The organism is Streptomyces sp. NPDC013157 (genome assembly GCF_042899865.1).
Taxonomy (GTDB): domain Bacteria; phylum Actinomycetota; class Actinomycetes; order Streptomycetales; family Streptomycetaceae; genus Streptomyces.
The window spans coordinates 334,275-351,384 of record NZ_JBIBAK010000010.1 but is presented as its reverse complement, the minus strand read 5'-3'; the positions used below and the strand labels follow the sequence as shown (position 1 = coordinate 351,384).

Below are 17,110 nucleotides of genomic sequence, written 5' to 3'. Positions count from 1 at the left end.
TCGGGAGATCAGCAACGCTTTGAACGGCGAGCAGCGACGGCCGCACCGGGCATCCGACTGAAGCTCTGGGCCTGGGGAGCCGCGGTCGTCCCGGGCCCGTTACAGCCCCGCCCTGGACGGACAGCTGAACAGTGGCTTCGCCGGCGTCAGCAGACTTCACCGCAGTGCGCACGTTTTACGTCTCATCGGCGGTCACAAGTTCTGGGACTTCGGCAGCGGTCTCTCGGCTTCGCCCGGCCCGGGCCCTGCTCGGCGCCCGTAAACTCGTGGCGTGGCATTCCTGAGCACCCCGCACCACTGCTTCCTGTGACCGGAAGGCATTGAGGGCGATGCCGGTCGGCGTCGCTCTCGTTGGTGTGCCTGCTGTGTGAACCACGTTGCTGTCACTGCCCGTTCCTCTCCACGGCGGCAGCCTTCTGCGTGCGCACGCAGGCACGGCCCTTCTCCTTCCACCGTCGCCAGGAGTGCCTCGTGCCCGTGTCGCTTCCCCCTGCCCTCGAACTCTCCCTCGACCTGCTGTGCTGCCCGACGTGCCGCACGTACCGCCTGTACCCCGACGGCAACGCGCTGCGCTGCCCGGCGGGCCACACCTTCGACATCGCCCGCCACGGCTACGCCGGCCTGCTGACGGGCACCCGAGCCACCAGCGGCGACGACGCGGTCATGGTGCAGGCCCGGGAGCGGTTCCTGTCCACCGGCGGCTACGCGCCCATCCGTGACGTCGTGGCGCGTCTGGCGGCCGCGGCCGCGCCCGAGCGGGCCACGGTGCTGGACGTGGGCTGCGGCACGGGCTACTACCTGGCCGGTGTTCTCGACCAACTGCCCGGCTCCCGGGGTCTGGGTCTGGACACATCGGTGCGTGCGCTGCGCTCGGCGGCCCGGGCCCATGCCCGTGCCGCCGCGGCGGCCTGGGACGTCTTCCGTCCCTTTCCGCTGGCCACCGCGGCGGCCGACGTCGTGCTGGACGTGTTCGCCCCGCGCAACCCGGCCGAGTTCCACCGGGTCCTGCGCCCGACCGGCCGGTTGGTCGTGGTCCGCCCCACCGGGCGCCACCTGGCCGAGCTGCGCGAGCGGGTGCCCGCGATGGTGACGATCGACCCGGCCAAGGAGCAGCGCCTGCACCGGGCACTGGATCCGTTCTTCGCCGTCGCCGCCACCGAGGAGGTGGAGTACCTCGCGACCCCGGCCGGGAAGGAGGCCCTCGACCTGCTGGCGATGACGCCGAGTGCACGCCACGTGAGCCGCGCGGACATGAGCGGCGCCAGCCTCCTGCCCGACCGGATCACCGTCTCCGTGCTGGCCACCGCCTACCGGCCCCGGACGGAGCACCGAGAGGCCGGGCCTGGACATGATCTGAGGTTAGGCTAACCTAATCTTCATCCCGTCCGGCGGTGTTCCCGCACGTCCGAAAGCAGCCACACCTATGCCCAACGCCAGAGCAGCCCACCTCACCCGCCGTGGCATCCTCGCCGCCGGTGGTGCCCTCGGTCTCGGCGCCGTGCTTGCCGCCTGCGGTGACGACGACAAGAGCGGTGACTCCTCCGACAAGGAGACGACGGCCGCCAAGTCCGGTCCCTGGACGTTCAAGGACGACCGGGGGACCACGGTGAAGCTGGACAAGGCCCCCGCGAACATCGTCGCGTTCGTCGGCCTCGCCGCCGCGCTGTACGACTACGGCATCGGCGTCAAGGGCGTCTTCGGGCCGACCAGGACCAAGGCCGGCAAGGCCGATGTCCAGGCCGGCGACATGGACATCAGCAAGCTGACCGTTCTCGGCAACGAGTGGGGGCAGTTCAACGTCGAGAAGTACGCGGCGCTGGCGCCGGACGTTCTCATCACCACCATGTTCGACGGCGCCGGCACCCTCTGGTACGTCCCGGACGACTCCAAGGACAAGATCGCCAAGCTCGCCCCGAGCGTCGGCATCTCGGCCTACGACCGTCAGCTGACCGTCCCGCTGCAGCGCGTCTGGGCGCTCGCCGAGTCGCTCGGCGCGGACATGACGGCGAGCAAGGCGACCGACGCGAAGAAGCGGTTCGAGGAGGCGTCGTCCCGGCTGCGCGCCGCCGCCAAGGCGCACCCCGGCATCACGGTGATGGCCGGTTCCGCCGCCCAGGACCTGTTCTACGTCTCCGGCTCCAACCTCTCCGTGGACCTGGAGTACTTCAAGGCCCTCGGCGTGAACCTCGTCGAGCCCTCGGCGTCCGTACTGAAGGCGAGCGGCGGCTGGTACGAGTCGCTGAGCTGGGAGAACGTCGACAAGTACAAGGCCGACATCATCATGATGGACGACCGTACGGCGACCATCCAGCCCGCCGACATCACCCAGGCCACCTGGAAGAAGCTCCCCGCGGTGAAGGCCGGGCAGGTCATCGCCCGCTCCCCCGAGCCGATCTTCTCCTACGACAAGTGCGTCGCGATGGTGGAGAACCTCGCCAAGGCGATCGAGACGGCGAAGAAGGTCAGCTGACCTGCACGAAGCAGCACGCCCATACAACTTCCTGAGTCCCAGGAGCTCATATGACGACGGCCGTAGCCGCCCCGTTCCGTTTCTTCTCCCTCCAGGTCGTGCGGACGAGGCGGCTCGGTCCGTCTCTGGTCCGGGTCACCTTCGCCGGTGCCGACCTGGCGCACTTCCACTCCCACGGGCGCGACCAGTCGCTCTCCCTGTTCATCCCGGCCGAGGGGCAGACCGAGCCGGCGGTGCCCGTCGAGCTCGGATGGGGGTCCCCCCGCTCGAGCGAAGCCGAGAGTGGGGGAGGGTGGTGGCAGGGCTGGCGCGAACTGCCCGACGACGTAAGGGCCGTGATGCGGTCGTACACGCTGCGGGCGCTGCGCCGGGACCCCGACGAGATCGACATCGACTTCGTGCTGCACGGGATCGAGCCGGGCGCGGCCACCCCCGCCGGGCCCGCGTCCCGCTGGGCGGCACGGGCGTGCGCCGGGGACCGGGTCGTCCTCCTCGGCCCGGCGGTCGCCGACAACCGGGCGATCCGCTGCCGGCCGCCCGAGGACACCGACCTGGTGCTGGTCTGGGGCGACGAGACCGCCGTACCGGCCGCGACCGCCATCCTCGAATCGCTGCCCGCCGGCACCCGCGTACGCGCCTGGCTGGAGGTGCCGCACGCCGGGGACGTCCAGGACGTGGCCACGGAGGCGGACGCGGAGATCACCTGGCTGGTGGGCGGCCGCGACGCCGTGGCGGAGCTCCGCGCCGCACAACTCCCCTCCTGTGCACGCCCGTACGCCTGGATCGCCGGAGAGTCGGGGCGGGTGAAGGAGCTGCGCCGGCACCTCGTCGGCGAGCGCGGGATCGACCGGCGCCGGGTCACCTTCGTCGGGTACTGGCGAAAGGGCCTGACGGAGGAGCAGCTCCGGGCAGGCGGCGAGTAGTTGCGACTGCCGACGTGACGGCCGTCACGGGAGGGGCAGCACTTCACTCGCTCCACTTAGGTTAGGCTAACCTAAGTGGAGCCGATCGCTCCCCTCCCCCGCACGGATCGTCCCGGAGGACCCCCTCATGCGCTCGCACCTGCTCAATGACCTCACAGCGGAGCAGTACCGCCGCTCCGTGACCGAAGGAGTAGAGCGGGTGGCGGCCAAACTCGCCACCACCGACCGTCCGTTCACGGGGATCACCGTCGACGCCCTCTCCCCCCGCATCGACGGCATCGACCTCGACCGGCCGCTGCACGACACCACCGCGGTCCTGGACGAGCTGGAGGACGTCTACCTCCGGGACGCCGTCTACTTCCACCACCCCCGCTACCTCGCCCACCTCAACTGCCCGGTGGTCATCCCGGCGGTGCTCGGCGAGGCGGTGCTCTCCGCCGTCAACTCCTCCCTGGACACCTGGGACCAGTCGGCCGGCGGCACCCTCATCGAGCGGAAACTGATCGACTGGACGACCGCCCGCATCGGCTTCGGGGACGCGGCCGACGGCGTGTTCACCTCCGGCGGCACCCAGTCCAACCTCCAGGCGCTGCTGCTGGCCAGGGAGGAGGCGAAGCCAGGGCCGGGAGGGTGGGAAGGGACGGTCAGCCTGGGCAAACTGCGCATCTTCGCCTCCGAAGTCAGCCACTTCAGCGTGAAGAAGTCGGCGAAACTGCTCGGCCTCGGCCAGGACGCGGTGGTCCCCGTCCCCGTCGGCGCCGACAAGCGGATGCAGACCGTCGCCCTCGCCCGCGAGCTGGAGCGGTGCGAGAACGACGGCCTGGTGCCCATGGCGGTCGTCGCCACCGCCGGCACCACCGACTTCGGCTCCATCGACCCGCTCCCCGAGATCGCCGGGCTGTGCGAGCAGTACGGCGTGTGGATGCACGTCGACGCGGCCTACGGCTGCGGGCTGCTCGCCTCCCTGAAGCACCGGGACCGGCTCGCGGGCATCGAGCGCGCCGACTCGGTCACCGTCGACTACCACAAGTCCTTCTTCCAGCCGGTGAGCTCGTCCGCGGTGTTGGTCCGGGACGCCTCGACCCTGTGCCATGTCACCTACCACGCGGACTACCTCAACCCCCGCCGCATGGCCACCGAACGCATCCCCAACCAGGTCGACAAGTCCCTCCAGACCACCCGCCGCTTCGACGCCCTCAAGCTGTGGATGACCCTGCGCACCATGGGCGCCGACGGCATCGGCGAACTCTTCGACGAGGTCTGCGAGCTGGCCGAGGAGGGCTGGAAGCTGCTCGCGGCCGACCCGCGCTACGACGTCGTCGTCGAGCCGTCCCTCTCCACCCTCGTCTTCCGCTACATCCCGGCGTCCGTCACCGACCCGGCCGAGATCGACCGCGCCAACCTGTACGCCCGCAAGGCCCTGTTCGCCTCCGGCGACGCGGTGGTCGCGGGCACCAAGGTCGGCGGCCGCCACTACCTGAAGTTCACCCTGCTCAACCCCGAGACCACGACGGCCGACATCGCCGCCGTCCTCGACCTGATCGCCGGCCACGCCGAGCAGTACCTGGGAGACTCCCTTGACCGCGCGTCCTGAACACCCGTCCAAGACCTATGACTTCGTGGGCATCGGGCTCGGGCCCTTCAACCTCGGCCTCGCCTGCCTGACCGAGCCGATCGCCGAACTGGACGGCGTCTTCCTGGACTCGAAGCCCGACTTCGAGTGGCACGCCGGCATGTTCCTGGACGGCGCCCACCTCCAGACCCCGTTCATGTCGGACCTGGTCACCCTCGCCGACCCGACGTCCCCCTACTCCTTCCTCAACTACCTGAAGGAGAAGGGCCGGCTGTACCCGTTCTACATCCGCGAGAACTTCTATCCGCTGCGGGTCGAGTACGACGACTACTGCCGCTGGGCGGCGCACCGGCTGACCAACGTCCGCTTCGGTACGACGGTGACGCAGGTCCGGTACGAGGACGACGTCTACGTCGTGACGACGGCCGCCGGGGAGACCTACCGCGCCCGACACCTGGTCCTCGGCACCGGCACCCCGCCGCACATCCCCGAGGCGTGCCGGGGCCTGGGCGGCGACTTCATCCACAACTCGCGCTACCTGCGGCACAAGCAGGAACTCCAGTCCAAGGAGTCGATCACGCTGGTCGGCAGCGGTCAGTCCGCCGCCGAGATCTACCAGGACCTGCTCGGCGAGATCGACGTCCACGGCTACCGGCTGAACTGGGTGACCCGCTCCCCCCGGTTCTTCCCGCTCGAATACACCAAGCTCACCCTGGAGATGACCAGCCCGGAGTACGTCGACTACTACCACGCGCTGCCCGAGGCGACCCGCTACCGGCTCACCGCCGAGCAGAAGGGCCTCTTCAAGGGCATCGACGGCGACCTGATCAACGAGATCTTCGACCTGCTCTACCAGAAGAACCTCGGCGGCCCGGTCCCCACCAGACTGCTGACCAACTCCTCCTTGCGGGCAGCCGCCTACGACAACGGCACGTACACGCTGAAGCTGCGCCAGGAGGAGCAGGGCAAGGACTACGAGATCGAGACCCAGGGCCTGGTCCTGGCCACCGGCTACCGGTACGCCGAGCCCGAGTTCCTCAGGCCCGTCCGCGACCGGCTGCGCTACGACACGCACGGGAACTTCGACGTGGCCCGCAACTACGCGATCGACGTCACCGGCCGGGGCGTCTTCCTGCAGAACGCCGGCGTCCACACCCACAGCATCACCAGCCCCGACCTGGGCATGGGCCCCTACCGGAACGCGTACATCATCCGCGAGCTGCTCGGCTCGGAGTACTACCCGGTGGAGAAGACGATCGCCTTCCAGGAGTTCGCGGTATGACCACGATGACGACGACTTTCGCCTTCCGCGCCCTCGCCCCCCTCCGGGACGCCGAGCTGGTGCACCGCTGGGTCACCCACCCCAAGGCGGCCTACTGGATGATGCAGGACGCGAAACTGGAGGACGTCGAGCGGGCGTACACGGAGATCGCCGCCGACGAGCACCACCACGCGCTGCTCGGCCTCGGCGAGGACGGCCGGCCCGCCTTCCTCATGGAGTACTACGACCCCGTCCACCGCGAGCTGGTCGGGCTGTACGAGCCCGAGCCCGGCGACGTCGGGATGCACTTCCTCACCCCCGCCACGGACACCCCGGTGCACGGCTTCACGAAGGCCGTCATCACGGCCGTGGTGGCCCGTCTCTTCGAGGACCCGGCGACCCGCCGGATCGTCGTCGAGCCGGACGTCGGCAACAAGGCCGTGCACGCGCTGAACGAGGCCGTCGGGTTCGTGCCCGTACGGGAGATCCAGAAGCCGGAGAAGAAGGCGTTGCTGAGCTACTGCACCCGGGAGCGGTTCGAGAGGGCGGTGGCCGCCGTATGACCCTCGCCGACGCCGTGGCCCACCTCTCCCCCGAGCGCTGGGAGAAGGCCAACCGGCTGCTGATACGCAAGGCGCTCGCCGAGTTCGCCCACGAGCGCCTGATCACCCCGGAGCCGGACGGGACGTCGTACGTCGTCCGCAGCGACGACGGGCTCACCCGCTACCGCTTCACCGCCGTCCGCCGCGCCCTGGACCACTGGCAGGTGGACGCCGGCTCCATCTCCCGTACCCGCGACGGCGCCGAACTGCCGTTGGCGGCGCTGGACTTCTTCATCGAGCTGCAGAAGTCGCTGGGCCTGAGCGACGAGATCCTGCCGGTCTACCTGGAGGAGATCTCCGCCACCCTCTCCGGCACCTGCTACAAGCTCACCAAGCCCCAGGTCCCGGTCGCCGAGCTCGTCAGCAGCGGCTTCCAGGCCATCGAGACCGGGATGACCGAGGGCCACCCCTGCTTCGTCGCCAACAACGGACGGCTCGGCTTCGGTGTCCACGAGTACCTGTCGTACGCCCCCGAGACCGCGAGCCCGGTGAGGCTGGTGTGGCTGGCGGCCCACCGGTCGCGGGCCGCGTTCACGGCGGGGGTGGGGATCGAGTACGAGTCGTTCGTACGGGACGAGTTGGGCGCGGCGACCGTCGAGCGGTTCGACGGCGTCCTGCGCGACCGGGGCCTGGACCCCGCCGACTACCTGCTGATCCCGGTCCACCCCTGGCAGTGGTGGAACAAGCTCACCGTCACCTTCGCCGCCGAGGTCGCCCGCGAACACCTCGTCTGCCTGGGCGAGGGCGACGACGAGTACCTGGCCCAGCAGTCCATCCGGACCTTCTTCAACCGCTCGCACCCCGGGAAGCACTACGTCAAGACCGCTCTCTCGGTCCTCAACATGGGCTTCATGCGCGGGCTCTCGGCCGCCTACATGGAGGCCACCCCGGCCATCAACGACTGGCTGGCCCAGCTCATCGACAACGACCCGGTGCTCAGGTCCACCGGCCTGTCGATCATCCGGGAGCGGGCGGCCGTCGGCTACCGGCACCTGGAGTACGAGAAGGCCACCGACCGGTACTCGCCGTACCGGAAGATGCTGGCCGCGCTGTGGCGGGAGAGCCCGGTCGCCTCCCTCCGGGAGGGCGAGTCCCTGGCGACCATGGCCTCCCTGCTCCACGTGGACCACGAGGGCGCCTCCTTCGCGGCCGCGCTGATCGAGCGGAGCGGGCTGCCGGCGCGGGAGTGGCTGCGCGCCTACCTCCGGGCCTACTTCACGCCGCTCTTGCACAGCTTCTACGCCTACGACCTGGTCTTCATGCCGCACGGCGAGAACGTCATCCTGGTCCTGGCGGACGGTGTGGTGCGGCGGGCGGTCTACAAGGACATCGCCGAGGAGATCGCGGTCATGGACCCGGACGCGGTGCTGCCGCCGGCGGTGGAGCGGCTGCGCGTCGACGTCCCGGAGGAGAAGAAGCTCCTCTCGATCTTCACGGACGTCTTCGACTGCTTCTTCCGCTTCCTCGCCGCGAACCTCGCGGCCGAGGGCGTCCTGGCGGAGGACGACTTCTGGCGGACGGTCGCCGAGGTCACCCGCGAATACCAGAAGTCGGCTCCCGAACTCGCCGACAGGTTCGCGCAGTACGACATGTTCGCGCCCGAGTTCGCCCTGTCCTGCCTCAACCGGCTCCAGCTGCGCGACAACCGGCAGATGGTGGACCTGGCGGACCCGTCGGGCGCCCTCCAGCTGGTCGGAACCCTGAAGAATCCCGTAGCGGGGTTCTGATCCAGGCCGGCGGGCTCCCCCGGGTACGGTCCCCGGGGGGCCCGCCGGCGACCGGGACGGGGCGAGACCGCCTTCCGGTGCTCCGGTGGAACAATCCTGCCGTGGCGGAAATCATCCAGAAAGACGGCACTTGGGCCTTCGACGGCGCCGCGCTGCGGCTGACTCCCGGGCGGGACAAGAACGTCGGGGTGCTGCGACGGGCCCTGGGTGAACTGGTCGTCCCGCTGGGCGCGCTGGCGGGGATCTCGTTCGAGCAGGGCCGCCGGCAGGGGCGGCTGAGGCTGCGGCTGCGGGACGGCGCCGATCCGCTGCTGCACGCCACCGGGGGCCGCCTCGCCGAACCCCACGATCCCTACCGGCTGACCGTCGAGCCGGACCGGTACGGGGTCGCCGAGTACTTCACGGACGAGGTGCGCGACGCGCTGCTCCTGGAGCAGGTGCCGGGTACGCCGGTGCGCGAGTACCTGCTGCCGGGGCCGCCGCTGCCGCTGTCGGTCTCCGCCGGGGACGGCACGGCGTCGTTCGACGGGGAGCGGGTGCGCCTGGAGTGGAACTGGAAGACGGAGGACGTCAAGGCCGCCGCTGGTCCGCGCACGCTGGCCCTGGCGGACATCCTCGGCGTGGAGTGGCAGCCGTCCGCCGGGCTGGAGAACGGCCATCTGCGGTTCCGGGTGACCGGTGCGCCGGCCCGGGAGCGGGCCAAGTACGACCCGAACGCGGTGGAGCTGTGGGGGTTCAGGCGGGATCCGCTGATGGCGCTGGTCGCGGCGGCGGTGCAGGCGCGGCTGCCGCATCCGTCGGCGGCCGTCGTCCCGGAGGCGTCCGGGGAGCCGGGGGCGCCCGGGGCGTCCGAGGCCGATCACGACGCGTTGCTGCGCCGGCTCCGCGAGCTGGGTGAGCTGCATCGCGAGGGGGTGCTCACGGACGAGGAGTTCACGCTGGCCAAACAGGCGGTCCTCAAACGCTTGTGAGGACCGCCTGCGGAGCCTTACTTGGCCTTGCGCGCCACCGTGAAGTGGTCGATGCGGTCGCCGGTCTCGGCGATGCCCGACACCTTCAGCTTGGCGTACTGGCCGCGCGGGGCGGGCTCGACGTCGACGCGCAGGAAGGAGTAGTTGAGGTAGCGCACCCGGGACCAGGTGACGGTCTCGTTGACCTTGCCGTCCTTGGTGTTGATGAAGGAGGCGACCGAGTCGACCTCGTTCAGGTGGCCCTCGTAGGAGTCCGGGGCGGTGAACGCGTAGAGGCTGCGGCCGGCCGCGCCCGCGGTGACGTAGACGACACCCTCGGTCTCGGAGTAGGCCGTCTCGCCGATCGGGAGCTTCTTGACGACGGTGTTGCCCTTGATGACGTCGGTGCGCTCGTACTGGTGGTTGTGGCCGTTGATGACCAGGTCCACCGTGTACTTCTCGAACAGCGGCACCCACTCCTGTCGCACGCCCCCCTCCGAGGCGTGCGCCGTGGAGGTGCAGTAGGCGCAGTGGTGGAAGAACACGACGATGAAGTCGATGTCCTTCGAGGCGCGGAACTTCTTCAGCTGCGCCTCGAACCACGTGGTCTGGGTGCCGCCCGAGATGCCCAGGTTCGCCGGGATCTCGAAGGAGACGTCGTTCGGGTCGAGCGAGATGATCGCCGTGTTGCCGTGGACGAAGGAATAGACGCCCGGCAGGTTCTTCTTGTCCGGCCCGTTGTCGGGCAGGGTGAAGCGGGCCTCCTCGCCGCCGTAGCCGTTCGGCGAGTACCAGGCCTCCATGTCGTGGTTGCCGTACGACACCATCCACGGCACGGACTTGGCGACCGACTCGGTCTGGGCCAGGAACTGGTCCCAGGTGCGGGAGTCGAAGACCGTGTCCGAGGTCTTGCCCTGGCCGGCCGGGTCGGCGTAGGCGATGTCACCGGCGTGCAGGTGGAAGCTGGGGTTCTGGCCGAGGATCAGGCTGTCGTTGGCCAGGGCGTGGTAGCTGACGCCCTGGTCGCCGAAGGCCGTGAAGGTGAACGGCTGCTTGTTGCGGGGCGCGGTGGTGAAGGTGCCTATGGTGCCGGCGAACTGCGGCGAGGCCGGGTCGAAGCCGTCGTGGCCGACGCCGTAGAAGTAGGTGCGGCCGGGCTTGAGGTTGGCCAGCTTGGCGTGCACGTAGTACTGGGTGTGGTCGCCGCTGGCGCCGATGCCGGCCGGGGTGTACAGGGTGCGGATCTCGGCGTCGATCTTGACCGAGAGGTGCGAGGCGTGGGTGCCGATGCGGACGAAGGGCTTCTTGACCGCGACCGGGACCTGCCAGGAGATCGTCATCTCCGTGCTGGCGTCGTCGCCGAAGGCGAGGTGGCGGCCGAACGGGGCGACGTAGGCGCCGTCGACGTACTGGGTGGCGGGGGCGGAGGACTGGGTCGGGACGGCGGCCTGGGCGGTGCCGCCCAGGACGAACGAGCCGCCCGTGACGGTGCCGAGCGTGACGGCGCCGCCTCTGATCATGGAGCGCCGGGAGAACTTGGCGCGGAGGTACTCGTGCTGCTCGGCCATGCTCATGCGGTCGGCGAGCTCATCGGGTACGCCCATACGAGGAATGTCCATGGCGTCTGAAAATCGTCTCCACAAGCAACGTGGCGCAAGACACAGGATGGACAGGCTGCGAACAGCACCCCATAAGAGATTCAACAGTCTGTTGCCCGGAATCGGGCAGGATTCTTGCGAAACCGGCGCCGGTACCCGAGGATCTACCGGGTGCACGACGAACTCGTTGATCATCTGATGCGGTCCTCGCCCCTGAGCCGGGGCGAGGCGCTGCGGGTGATCCAGGACGTGCTCGCCTACTTCGACGAGACGACCGCGGACTACGTCCGTCGCCGCCACCGCGAGCTCCAGGCCGAAGGCCTGGTCAACGCGGAGATCTTCGACCGGATCGCGGCGGATCTGAAGTACAGGGCGGTCGCCCCGCCGGAGCTCACCCTCCGGCAGCTGCGTCGCATGGTCTACGGATGACTACGGCTTAGGGATACGGAACACCTATATATGTGCGGAATTGTCGGATACATCGGTAAGCGCGACGTCGCCCCCCTCCTCCTTGAAGGTCTCCAGCGGCTGGAATACCGCGGTTACGACTCGGCGGGCATCGTCGTCTCCGCGCCGAAGACGGCCGGCCTGAAGATGGTGAAGGCCAAGGGCCGGGTCCGCGACCTGGAGACCAAGGTCCCGGCGCGGTTCAAGGGCACCACCGGCATCGCCCACACCCGCTGGGCCACCCACGGCGCCCCCTCCGACGTGAACGCCCACCCGCACATGTCGGCGGACCAGAAGGTCGCCGTCGTCCACAACGGCATCATCGACAACGCCGCCGAGCTGCGCCGCAAGCTGGAGGCGGACGGTGTGGTGTTCCTCTCGGAGACCGACACCGAGGTCCTCACCCACCTGATCGCCCGCTCCCAGGCGGAGACCCTGGAGGAGAAGGTCCGCCAGGCGCTGCGCCTGATCGAGGGCACCTACGGCATCGCGGTCATGCACGCCGACTTCCCCGAGCGGATCGTGGTCGCCCGCAACGGCTCCCCGGTCGTCCTCGGCATCGGCGACAAGGAGATGTTCGTCGCCTCCGACATCGCGGCCCTGGTCACCCACACCCGCCAGATAGTGACCCTCGACGACGGCGAGATGGCCACCCTCAAGGCCGACGACTTCCGCACCTACACCACCGAGGGCACCCGGACGACGGCCGAGCCGACCACCGTGGAGTGGGAGGCCGAGTCGTACGACATGGGCGGCCACGACACCTACATGCACAAGGAGATCTTCGAGCAGCCCGACGCGGTCGACCGCGTGCTGCGCGGCCGCATCGACGACCGTTTCTCCACCGTGCACCTCGGCGGCCTCAACCTCGACGCCCGCGACGCGCGCGCCGTGCGCCGCGTGAAGATCCTCGGCTGCGGCACGTCGTACCACGCGGGCATGATCGGCGCCCAGATGATCGAGGAGCTGGCCCGCATCCCCGCCGACGCCGAGCCGGCGTCGGAGTTTCGCTACCGCAACCCGGTGGTCGACCCCGACACCCTGTACATCGCCGTCTCCCAGTCCGGTGAGACGTACGACGTGCTCGCCGCCGTCCAGGAGCTGAAGCGCAAGGGCGCGCGGGTGCTGGGTGTGGTGAACGTGGTGGGCTCGGCGATCGCGCGGGAGGCGGACGGCGGGACGTACGTGCACGCGGGCCCGGAGGTCTGCGTGGTGTCCACCAAGTGCTTCACGAACACAACGGTCGCGTTCGCGTTGTTGGCGCTGCACCTCGGCCGCATCCGCGACCTCTCGGTCCGCGACGGCAAGCGGATCATCGAGGGCCTGCGCAAGCTGCCGGCCCAGATCTCGGAGATCCTCGCCCAGGAGGCGGAGATCGAGAAGATGGCCGCGGAGTACGCCGAGGCCCGCTCGATGCTCTTCATCGGCCGCGTCCGGGGCTACCCGGTGGCCCGGGAGGCCTCCCTGAAGCTCAAGGAGGTCTCCTACATCCACGCGGAGGCGTACCCGGCGTCCGAGCTCAAGCACGGCCCGCTGGCCCTCATCGAGCCGGCCCTCCCGACGGTGGCGATCGTCCCCGACGACGACCTCCTGGAGAAGAACCGCGCGGCCCTGGAGGAGATCAAGGCCCGCAGCGGCAAGATCCTGGCGGTGGCCCACCAGCACCAGGAGAAGGCGGACCGCACGATCGTCGTCCCGAAGAACGAGGACGAACTCGACCCGATCCTGATGGGCATCCCGCTCCAGCTCCTCGCCTACCACACGGCGAAGGCGCTGGGCCGGGACATCGACAAGCCCCGGAACCTGGCCAAGTCGGTGACGGTGGAGTAGGGGTCATCCGGTCGCGTTGACTGTGCGGGTGCGTGGGGGTTGCTCGCGCAGTTCCCCGCGCCCCTAAAAGACCAGGGGCGAGCGCCCCTTCAGGGGCGCGGGGAACTGCGCGGCCCGCCCCCACGCACCCGCACGGGCCGACGAAACCGAACGGACCCCCACGTGTGCCACCAAACCACGGGGGGTCCGTTCATTGGATCGCCGGGGTAGCCCAACTCCCCGGCGTCGGCTGCCATATCAGCCGTGGGCCGTCACCCCCCGACCGGCAGCCCGCCCCGGCAGCACCGTCGGCCAGTGCGCGAGCGCGGCCGTCGCGGCGTACCAGGCCACCGCCCCCGCCGTCACCGCAACCCAGCCGCCGACCTTGGTCAGTGACGAGCTGTCGGCGAACTGCGCGACGGCGAGCACGAGCATCGCCAGGAACAGCAGCCCGTGCATGGCCTGTCCGAGCTGGTCGCCGCCCGCGAGGGTCAACGACAGGGCCACGAGGGCGAAGAGGAGCAGGAAGAGCCCGGCCCCGTTGGCCGACGAATGGCCGCCGGACGAGACGGCCCAGGTGAACCAGAGCGCGCCGAGGGCCACATAGCCCGTACCGTTCGCGGCGTCACGGTCGCGGAAGGCCAGCAGGCCGACCAGGAAGAGGGCGACTCCGCCCACGTAGTGGGCGATTGACACGGCGTCAGAGGTGGTGACGTTGTCGATGACACCGGTGGTGCCGAGTCCGAACGCCAACAGGGTGATTCCCAGGGCGAGTCGACCGGCCACGGTGGTGGTTCCGCTTCCCGCAGAGACGTCGTTGTCCACGGCGGGCTCCCTTCATGCCTTGTGCAGTTGTGCGCGGTGACCGATATATGCCCTTCACAAGGGCACAAACACCTCTGCACGCCAGGAATTTCAGGCGCTGCACAAAGAGAGCCGGACCGTTCCCACGGCGCATCTCACCTGGGATAACGCGGAGTTACGGAATGACAACGACAGGGCGCTTGGCCCGCTTGGCGAGCCGCCCGGCGACGGAGCCGAAGATTCGCCCGACGATCCCGTGGGTCGACCCCACGACGATCGCGTCGGCCTCGTACTCCCGCCCCACCTCTTCGAGTTCGTGGCAGATGTCACCGCCGCGCTCGACGAGGATCCAGGGCACCTCGGCCAGGTACTCGGCGCAGGCGAGCTCCAGCCCGAGCACCTCCGTCCGGTGGTCCGGAACGTCGACGAAGACGGGTGGCTCGCAGCCGGCCCACACGGTGGTCGGCAGTCGGTTGGCGACGTGGACGATGATCAGCCCTGCACGGGAGCGGTGTGCCATGCCGATCGCATAGGCGAGGGCGCGCTCACTGGAGGTGGAGCCGTCGAAGCCGACCACCACTCCGTGCTTGAAGGCGGGATCGCAGGAAGGGCGTGCCTCTTCCGCCGCCAGGGCATCGGCCGCCGTAGGGTCGGCGACCGGCCGCTTGCGGTCCGCTGGATCGAAGAATTCGTGACCGGCCATGGCTGTCTCGGCGTTGTGATCCTTGTGTGGGAGGGACGACAGTGTGCGGCGAGCTTGTGTCCGGGAAACATCTTCCCAACCCCATACCCCCAAGGGTACGGCGGCACGCCTCCTCAGCCCAGATCCCGCGCACTCTCCGTAGGGGACCTTCCCCGGAGTCGGTTAGGGGTTCCAGGGAGCATGCACGAGCCGCGCCCGTAACGCAATGGTTGCTGCCCCGTACAGGCGGTTTGCACAGGATTCGGACAGCAGCGGGGCCACGCACGGTGACCGACCGCTCGAACGCGCGTTGATCCCGGTACGAGTGCGTCACGAGGGAGTACAACCATGTCCGGACCGCACCGCGCCCCCAATCCACGCCGCGCCCCCGGCCCACGCAGCTCCCCCGGCCCACGCCGCGCCCCGGACGCCGCCGGAGACGTGGTCCGCTGGGCCGCGTTCTCCTGCACACTCGTCCCCGTCGTGCTCCTCTGGTACGGCACCTCGCCGGCCGGCGCGGCCGGCACCGCCCTCGGCCTCGCCGCCGTCACCACCGTATGCCGCTTCCTGCTGCGCCGCTCGGAGCTCGGTGCGCGGCTCGGCGCCGAGCGCGGGACGGCGGCCCGGGGAGGCGGACGTCACACCCGGAGCAGTACACCGGTCGACTGACCGGTTTCCGCGCACGCCAACGCTTCTTTTCAGCCAACTTGGCGGACCTGTGCAGGAGGGGCGCCAACCACCCCCCAACCCCCGTTCCACCTGCACGGAAAGGGTCTGCAGGACCCTCCGCACCCTACGCGGTTTGGCCACTGCGACGAGGCGCACTTCCCTGCACGGCCCGTGAGTGCAACCCTTCGTGATCGAATGCTTCACGCCAAGTTGCCATGTCGACAATCGACGGCGTGTCGAACTGGTCAACGCGAGACCGCGGAAACCAGTAGATTCGATCTTGACGTCTTACGGCGGGGGACTCGTGCAGGACCGAGGGGAAACGTGCAGGAGCGACACAACCGAGGAGCCGCGACCACCGAGGGGGGCTTAGCAGGATGAGCCACGACTCCACTGCCGCGCCGGAAGCCGCGGCCCGGAAACTGTCCGGGCGACGCCGCAAGGAGATCGTCGCGGTGCTGCTGTTCAGCGGCGGCCCCATCTTCGAGAGTTCCATACCGCTGTCGGTGTTCGGGATAGACCGCCAGGACGCCGGCGTACCGCGCTACCGACTGCTGGTGTGCGGTGGCGAGGAAGGCCCGCTGCGGACCACAGGGGGCCTGGAACTCACTGCGCCGCATGGCCTGGAAGCGATCTCACGCGCCGGCACGGTCGTCGTACCGGCCTGGCGCTCGATCACCGCGCCGCCACCGGAAGAGGCACTGGACGCGCTGCGCCGCGCCCATGAGGAGGGGGCCCGCATCGTCGGGCTGTGCACGGGCGCGTTCGTGCTGGCCGCCGCAGGCCTGCTGGACGGCCGCCCGGCCACCACCCACTGGATGTACGCGCCGACGCTGGCCAAGCGCTATCCGTCGGTGCACGTCGACCCACGGGAACTGTTCGTGGACGACGGCGACGTCCTCACCTCCGCCGGTACGGCGGCCGGAATCGATCTCTGTCTCCACATCGTGCGGACGGACCACGGCAACGAGGCGGCCGGCGCGCTCGCCCGCCGCCTGGTGGTCCCGCCGCGCCGCTCGGGCGGTCAGGAGCGCTACCTCGATCGATCTTTACCAGAGGAGATCGGCGCCGACCCGCTCGCCGAGGTCGTCGCCTGGGCGCTGGAGCACCTCCACGAGCAGTTCGACGTGGAGACGCTGGCGGCGCGCGCGTACATGTCGCGCCGCACCTTCGACCGCCGCTTCCGCTCCCTGACCGGGTCGGCCCCGCTCCAGTGGCTGATCACGCAACGGGTCCTCCAGGCCCAGCGCCTCCTGGAGACGTCGGACTACTCGGTGGACGAGGTGGCGGGCCGCTGCGGCTTCCGCTCCCCCGTCGCCCTGCGCGGCCACTTCCGCCGCCAGCTGGGTTCGTCCCCGGCGGCGTACCGGGCGGCCTACCGGGCACGCCGCCCGCAGTCCGACCGCCCCGACACCCCGGAACCGGCCCCGCTGCCGACCACGGGCCCGCTCGCGGTCCCGTACCCCGAGGGCGTACTGCCGATGCAGACCCGCAGGACAGCCACGGTGGGCCTCTCGGCCAGCCTCCCTGGCCCCCGCACCGGCAGCTGACCCGCCGGCCCGCCCACCCGAACCCTCGGGTGGGCGGCCCCGGCC

Annotated in this window: 15 protein-coding genes; 12 read left to right on the top strand and 3 right to left on the bottom strand. The window is 69.8% G+C overall.

Going from position 1 to position 17,110, the window contains the following annotated elements:
* Positions 1–471: 471 nt before the first annotated feature.
* From ACFY6U_RS29090 to ACFY6U_RS29055, 8 genes are all read left to right on the top strand, one after another.
* Positions 472–1,368, top strand: a complete 897-nt coding sequence (locus tag ACFY6U_RS29090; RefSeq protein WP_390042905.1) for a methyltransferase domain-containing protein — start codon at positions 472–474, stop codon at positions 1,366–1,368.
* Positions 1,369–1,423: 55 nt separating this feature from the next.
* A complete protein-coding gene (locus tag ACFY6U_RS29085) occupies positions 1,424–2,470 on the top strand; it encodes an ABC transporter substrate-binding protein (RefSeq protein ID WP_390042903.1) in 1,047 nt (348 codons plus the stop codon).
* Positions 2,471–2,520: 50 nt separating this feature from the next.
* A complete protein-coding gene (locus ACFY6U_RS29080; protein WP_390042902.1) occupies positions 2,521–3,393 on the top strand; it encodes a siderophore-interacting protein in 873 nt (290 codons plus the stop codon).
* 127 nt (positions 3,394–3,520) lie between these two features.
* A complete protein-coding gene (gene desA / locus ACFY6U_RS29075) occupies positions 3,521–4,987 on the top strand; it encodes a lysine decarboxylase DesA (protein WP_390042900.1) in 1,467 nt (488 codons plus the stop codon).
* The gene (locus ACFY6U_RS29070) at positions 4,971–6,248 is read left to right on the top strand and encodes a lysine N(6)-hydroxylase/L-ornithine N(5)-oxygenase family protein (protein ID WP_390042899.1); all 1,278 of its coding nucleotides are present in this window, start codon (positions 4,971–4,973) and stop codon (positions 6,246–6,248) included. Before desA ends, ACFY6U_RS29070 begins: the two co-directional genes overlap by 17 nt.
* Positions 6,245–6,790: a GNAT family N-acetyltransferase gene (locus ACFY6U_RS29065; RefSeq protein ID WP_390042897.1), complete on the top strand. Its 546-nt coding sequence runs from the start codon at positions 6,245–6,247 to the stop codon at positions 6,788–6,790. The genes ACFY6U_RS29070 and ACFY6U_RS29065 overlap by 4 nt, the downstream gene beginning before the upstream one ends.
* The gene (locus ACFY6U_RS29060) at positions 6,787–8,556 is read left to right on the top strand and encodes an IucA/IucC family protein (RefSeq protein ID WP_390042895.1); all 1,770 of its coding nucleotides are present in this window, start codon (positions 6,787–6,789) and stop codon (positions 8,554–8,556) included. The genes ACFY6U_RS29065 and ACFY6U_RS29060 overlap by 4 nt, the downstream gene beginning before the upstream one ends.
* A 101-nt stretch (positions 8,557–8,657) precedes the next feature.
* Positions 8,658–9,527 carry a DUF4429 domain-containing protein gene (locus ACFY6U_RS29055; protein WP_390042893.1) on the top strand — a complete coding sequence of 290 codons (870 nt, stop codon included), beginning with the start codon at positions 8,658–8,660 and terminating at the stop codon, positions 9,525–9,527.
* A gap of 17 nt (positions 9,528–9,544) precedes the next feature.
* Here the strand turns inward: ACFY6U_RS29055 and ACFY6U_RS29050 are convergent, their stop codons facing one another.
* Positions 9,545–11,110 carry a purple acid phosphatase family protein gene (locus ACFY6U_RS29050; RefSeq protein ID WP_390042891.1) on the bottom strand — a complete coding sequence of 522 codons (1,566 nt, stop codon included), beginning with the start codon at positions 11,108–11,110 and terminating at the stop codon, positions 9,545–9,547.
* A 165-nt stretch (positions 11,111–11,275) separates the two neighbouring features.
* On the opposite strand from ACFY6U_RS29050, the gene ACFY6U_RS29045 reads away from it, so the two are divergent.
* Positions 11,276–11,533 (top strand): hypothetical protein, encoded by a 258-nt coding sequence (locus ACFY6U_RS29045; protein WP_388912219.1) that lies wholly within the window; start codon positions 11,276–11,278, stop codon positions 11,531–11,533.
* A 30-nt stretch (positions 11,534–11,563) separates the two neighbouring features.
* Complete coding sequence (glmS, locus tag ACFY6U_RS29040; RefSeq protein ID WP_390042889.1) at positions 11,564–13,381, top strand: glutamine--fructose-6-phosphate transaminase (isomerizing); 1,818 nt, start codon at positions 11,564–11,566, stop codon at positions 13,379–13,381.
* A gap of 237 nt (positions 13,382–13,618) precedes the next feature.
* On the opposite strand, the gene ACFY6U_RS29035 is transcribed toward glmS, so the two are convergent.
* Complete coding sequence (locus ACFY6U_RS29035) at positions 13,619–14,185, bottom strand: GPR1/FUN34/YaaH family transporter (protein WP_390042887.1); 567 nt, start codon at positions 14,183–14,185, stop codon at positions 13,619–13,621.
* Positions 14,186–14,339: 154 nt separating this feature from the next.
* Positions 14,340–14,867 carry a universal stress protein gene (locus tag ACFY6U_RS29030; RefSeq protein ID WP_123976766.1) on the bottom strand — a complete coding sequence of 176 codons (528 nt, stop codon included), beginning with the start codon at positions 14,865–14,867 and terminating at the stop codon, positions 14,340–14,342.
* Positions 14,868–15,194: 327 nt separating this feature from the next.
* Here ACFY6U_RS29030 and ACFY6U_RS29025 point away from each other — a divergent pair, with 327 nt between their 5' ends.
* Entirely contained in the window at positions 15,195–15,515 is a 321-nt protein-coding gene (locus ACFY6U_RS29025) for a hypothetical protein (protein WP_390042885.1), read from the top strand.
* A gap of 377 nt (positions 15,516–15,892) precedes the next feature.
* The gene (locus ACFY6U_RS29020; protein ID WP_390042883.1) at positions 15,893–17,065 is read left to right on the top strand and encodes a helix-turn-helix domain-containing protein; all 1,173 of its coding nucleotides are present in this window, start codon (positions 15,893–15,895) and stop codon (positions 17,063–17,065) included.
* The last annotated feature ends 45 nt before the right edge of the window (positions 17,066–17,110 follow it).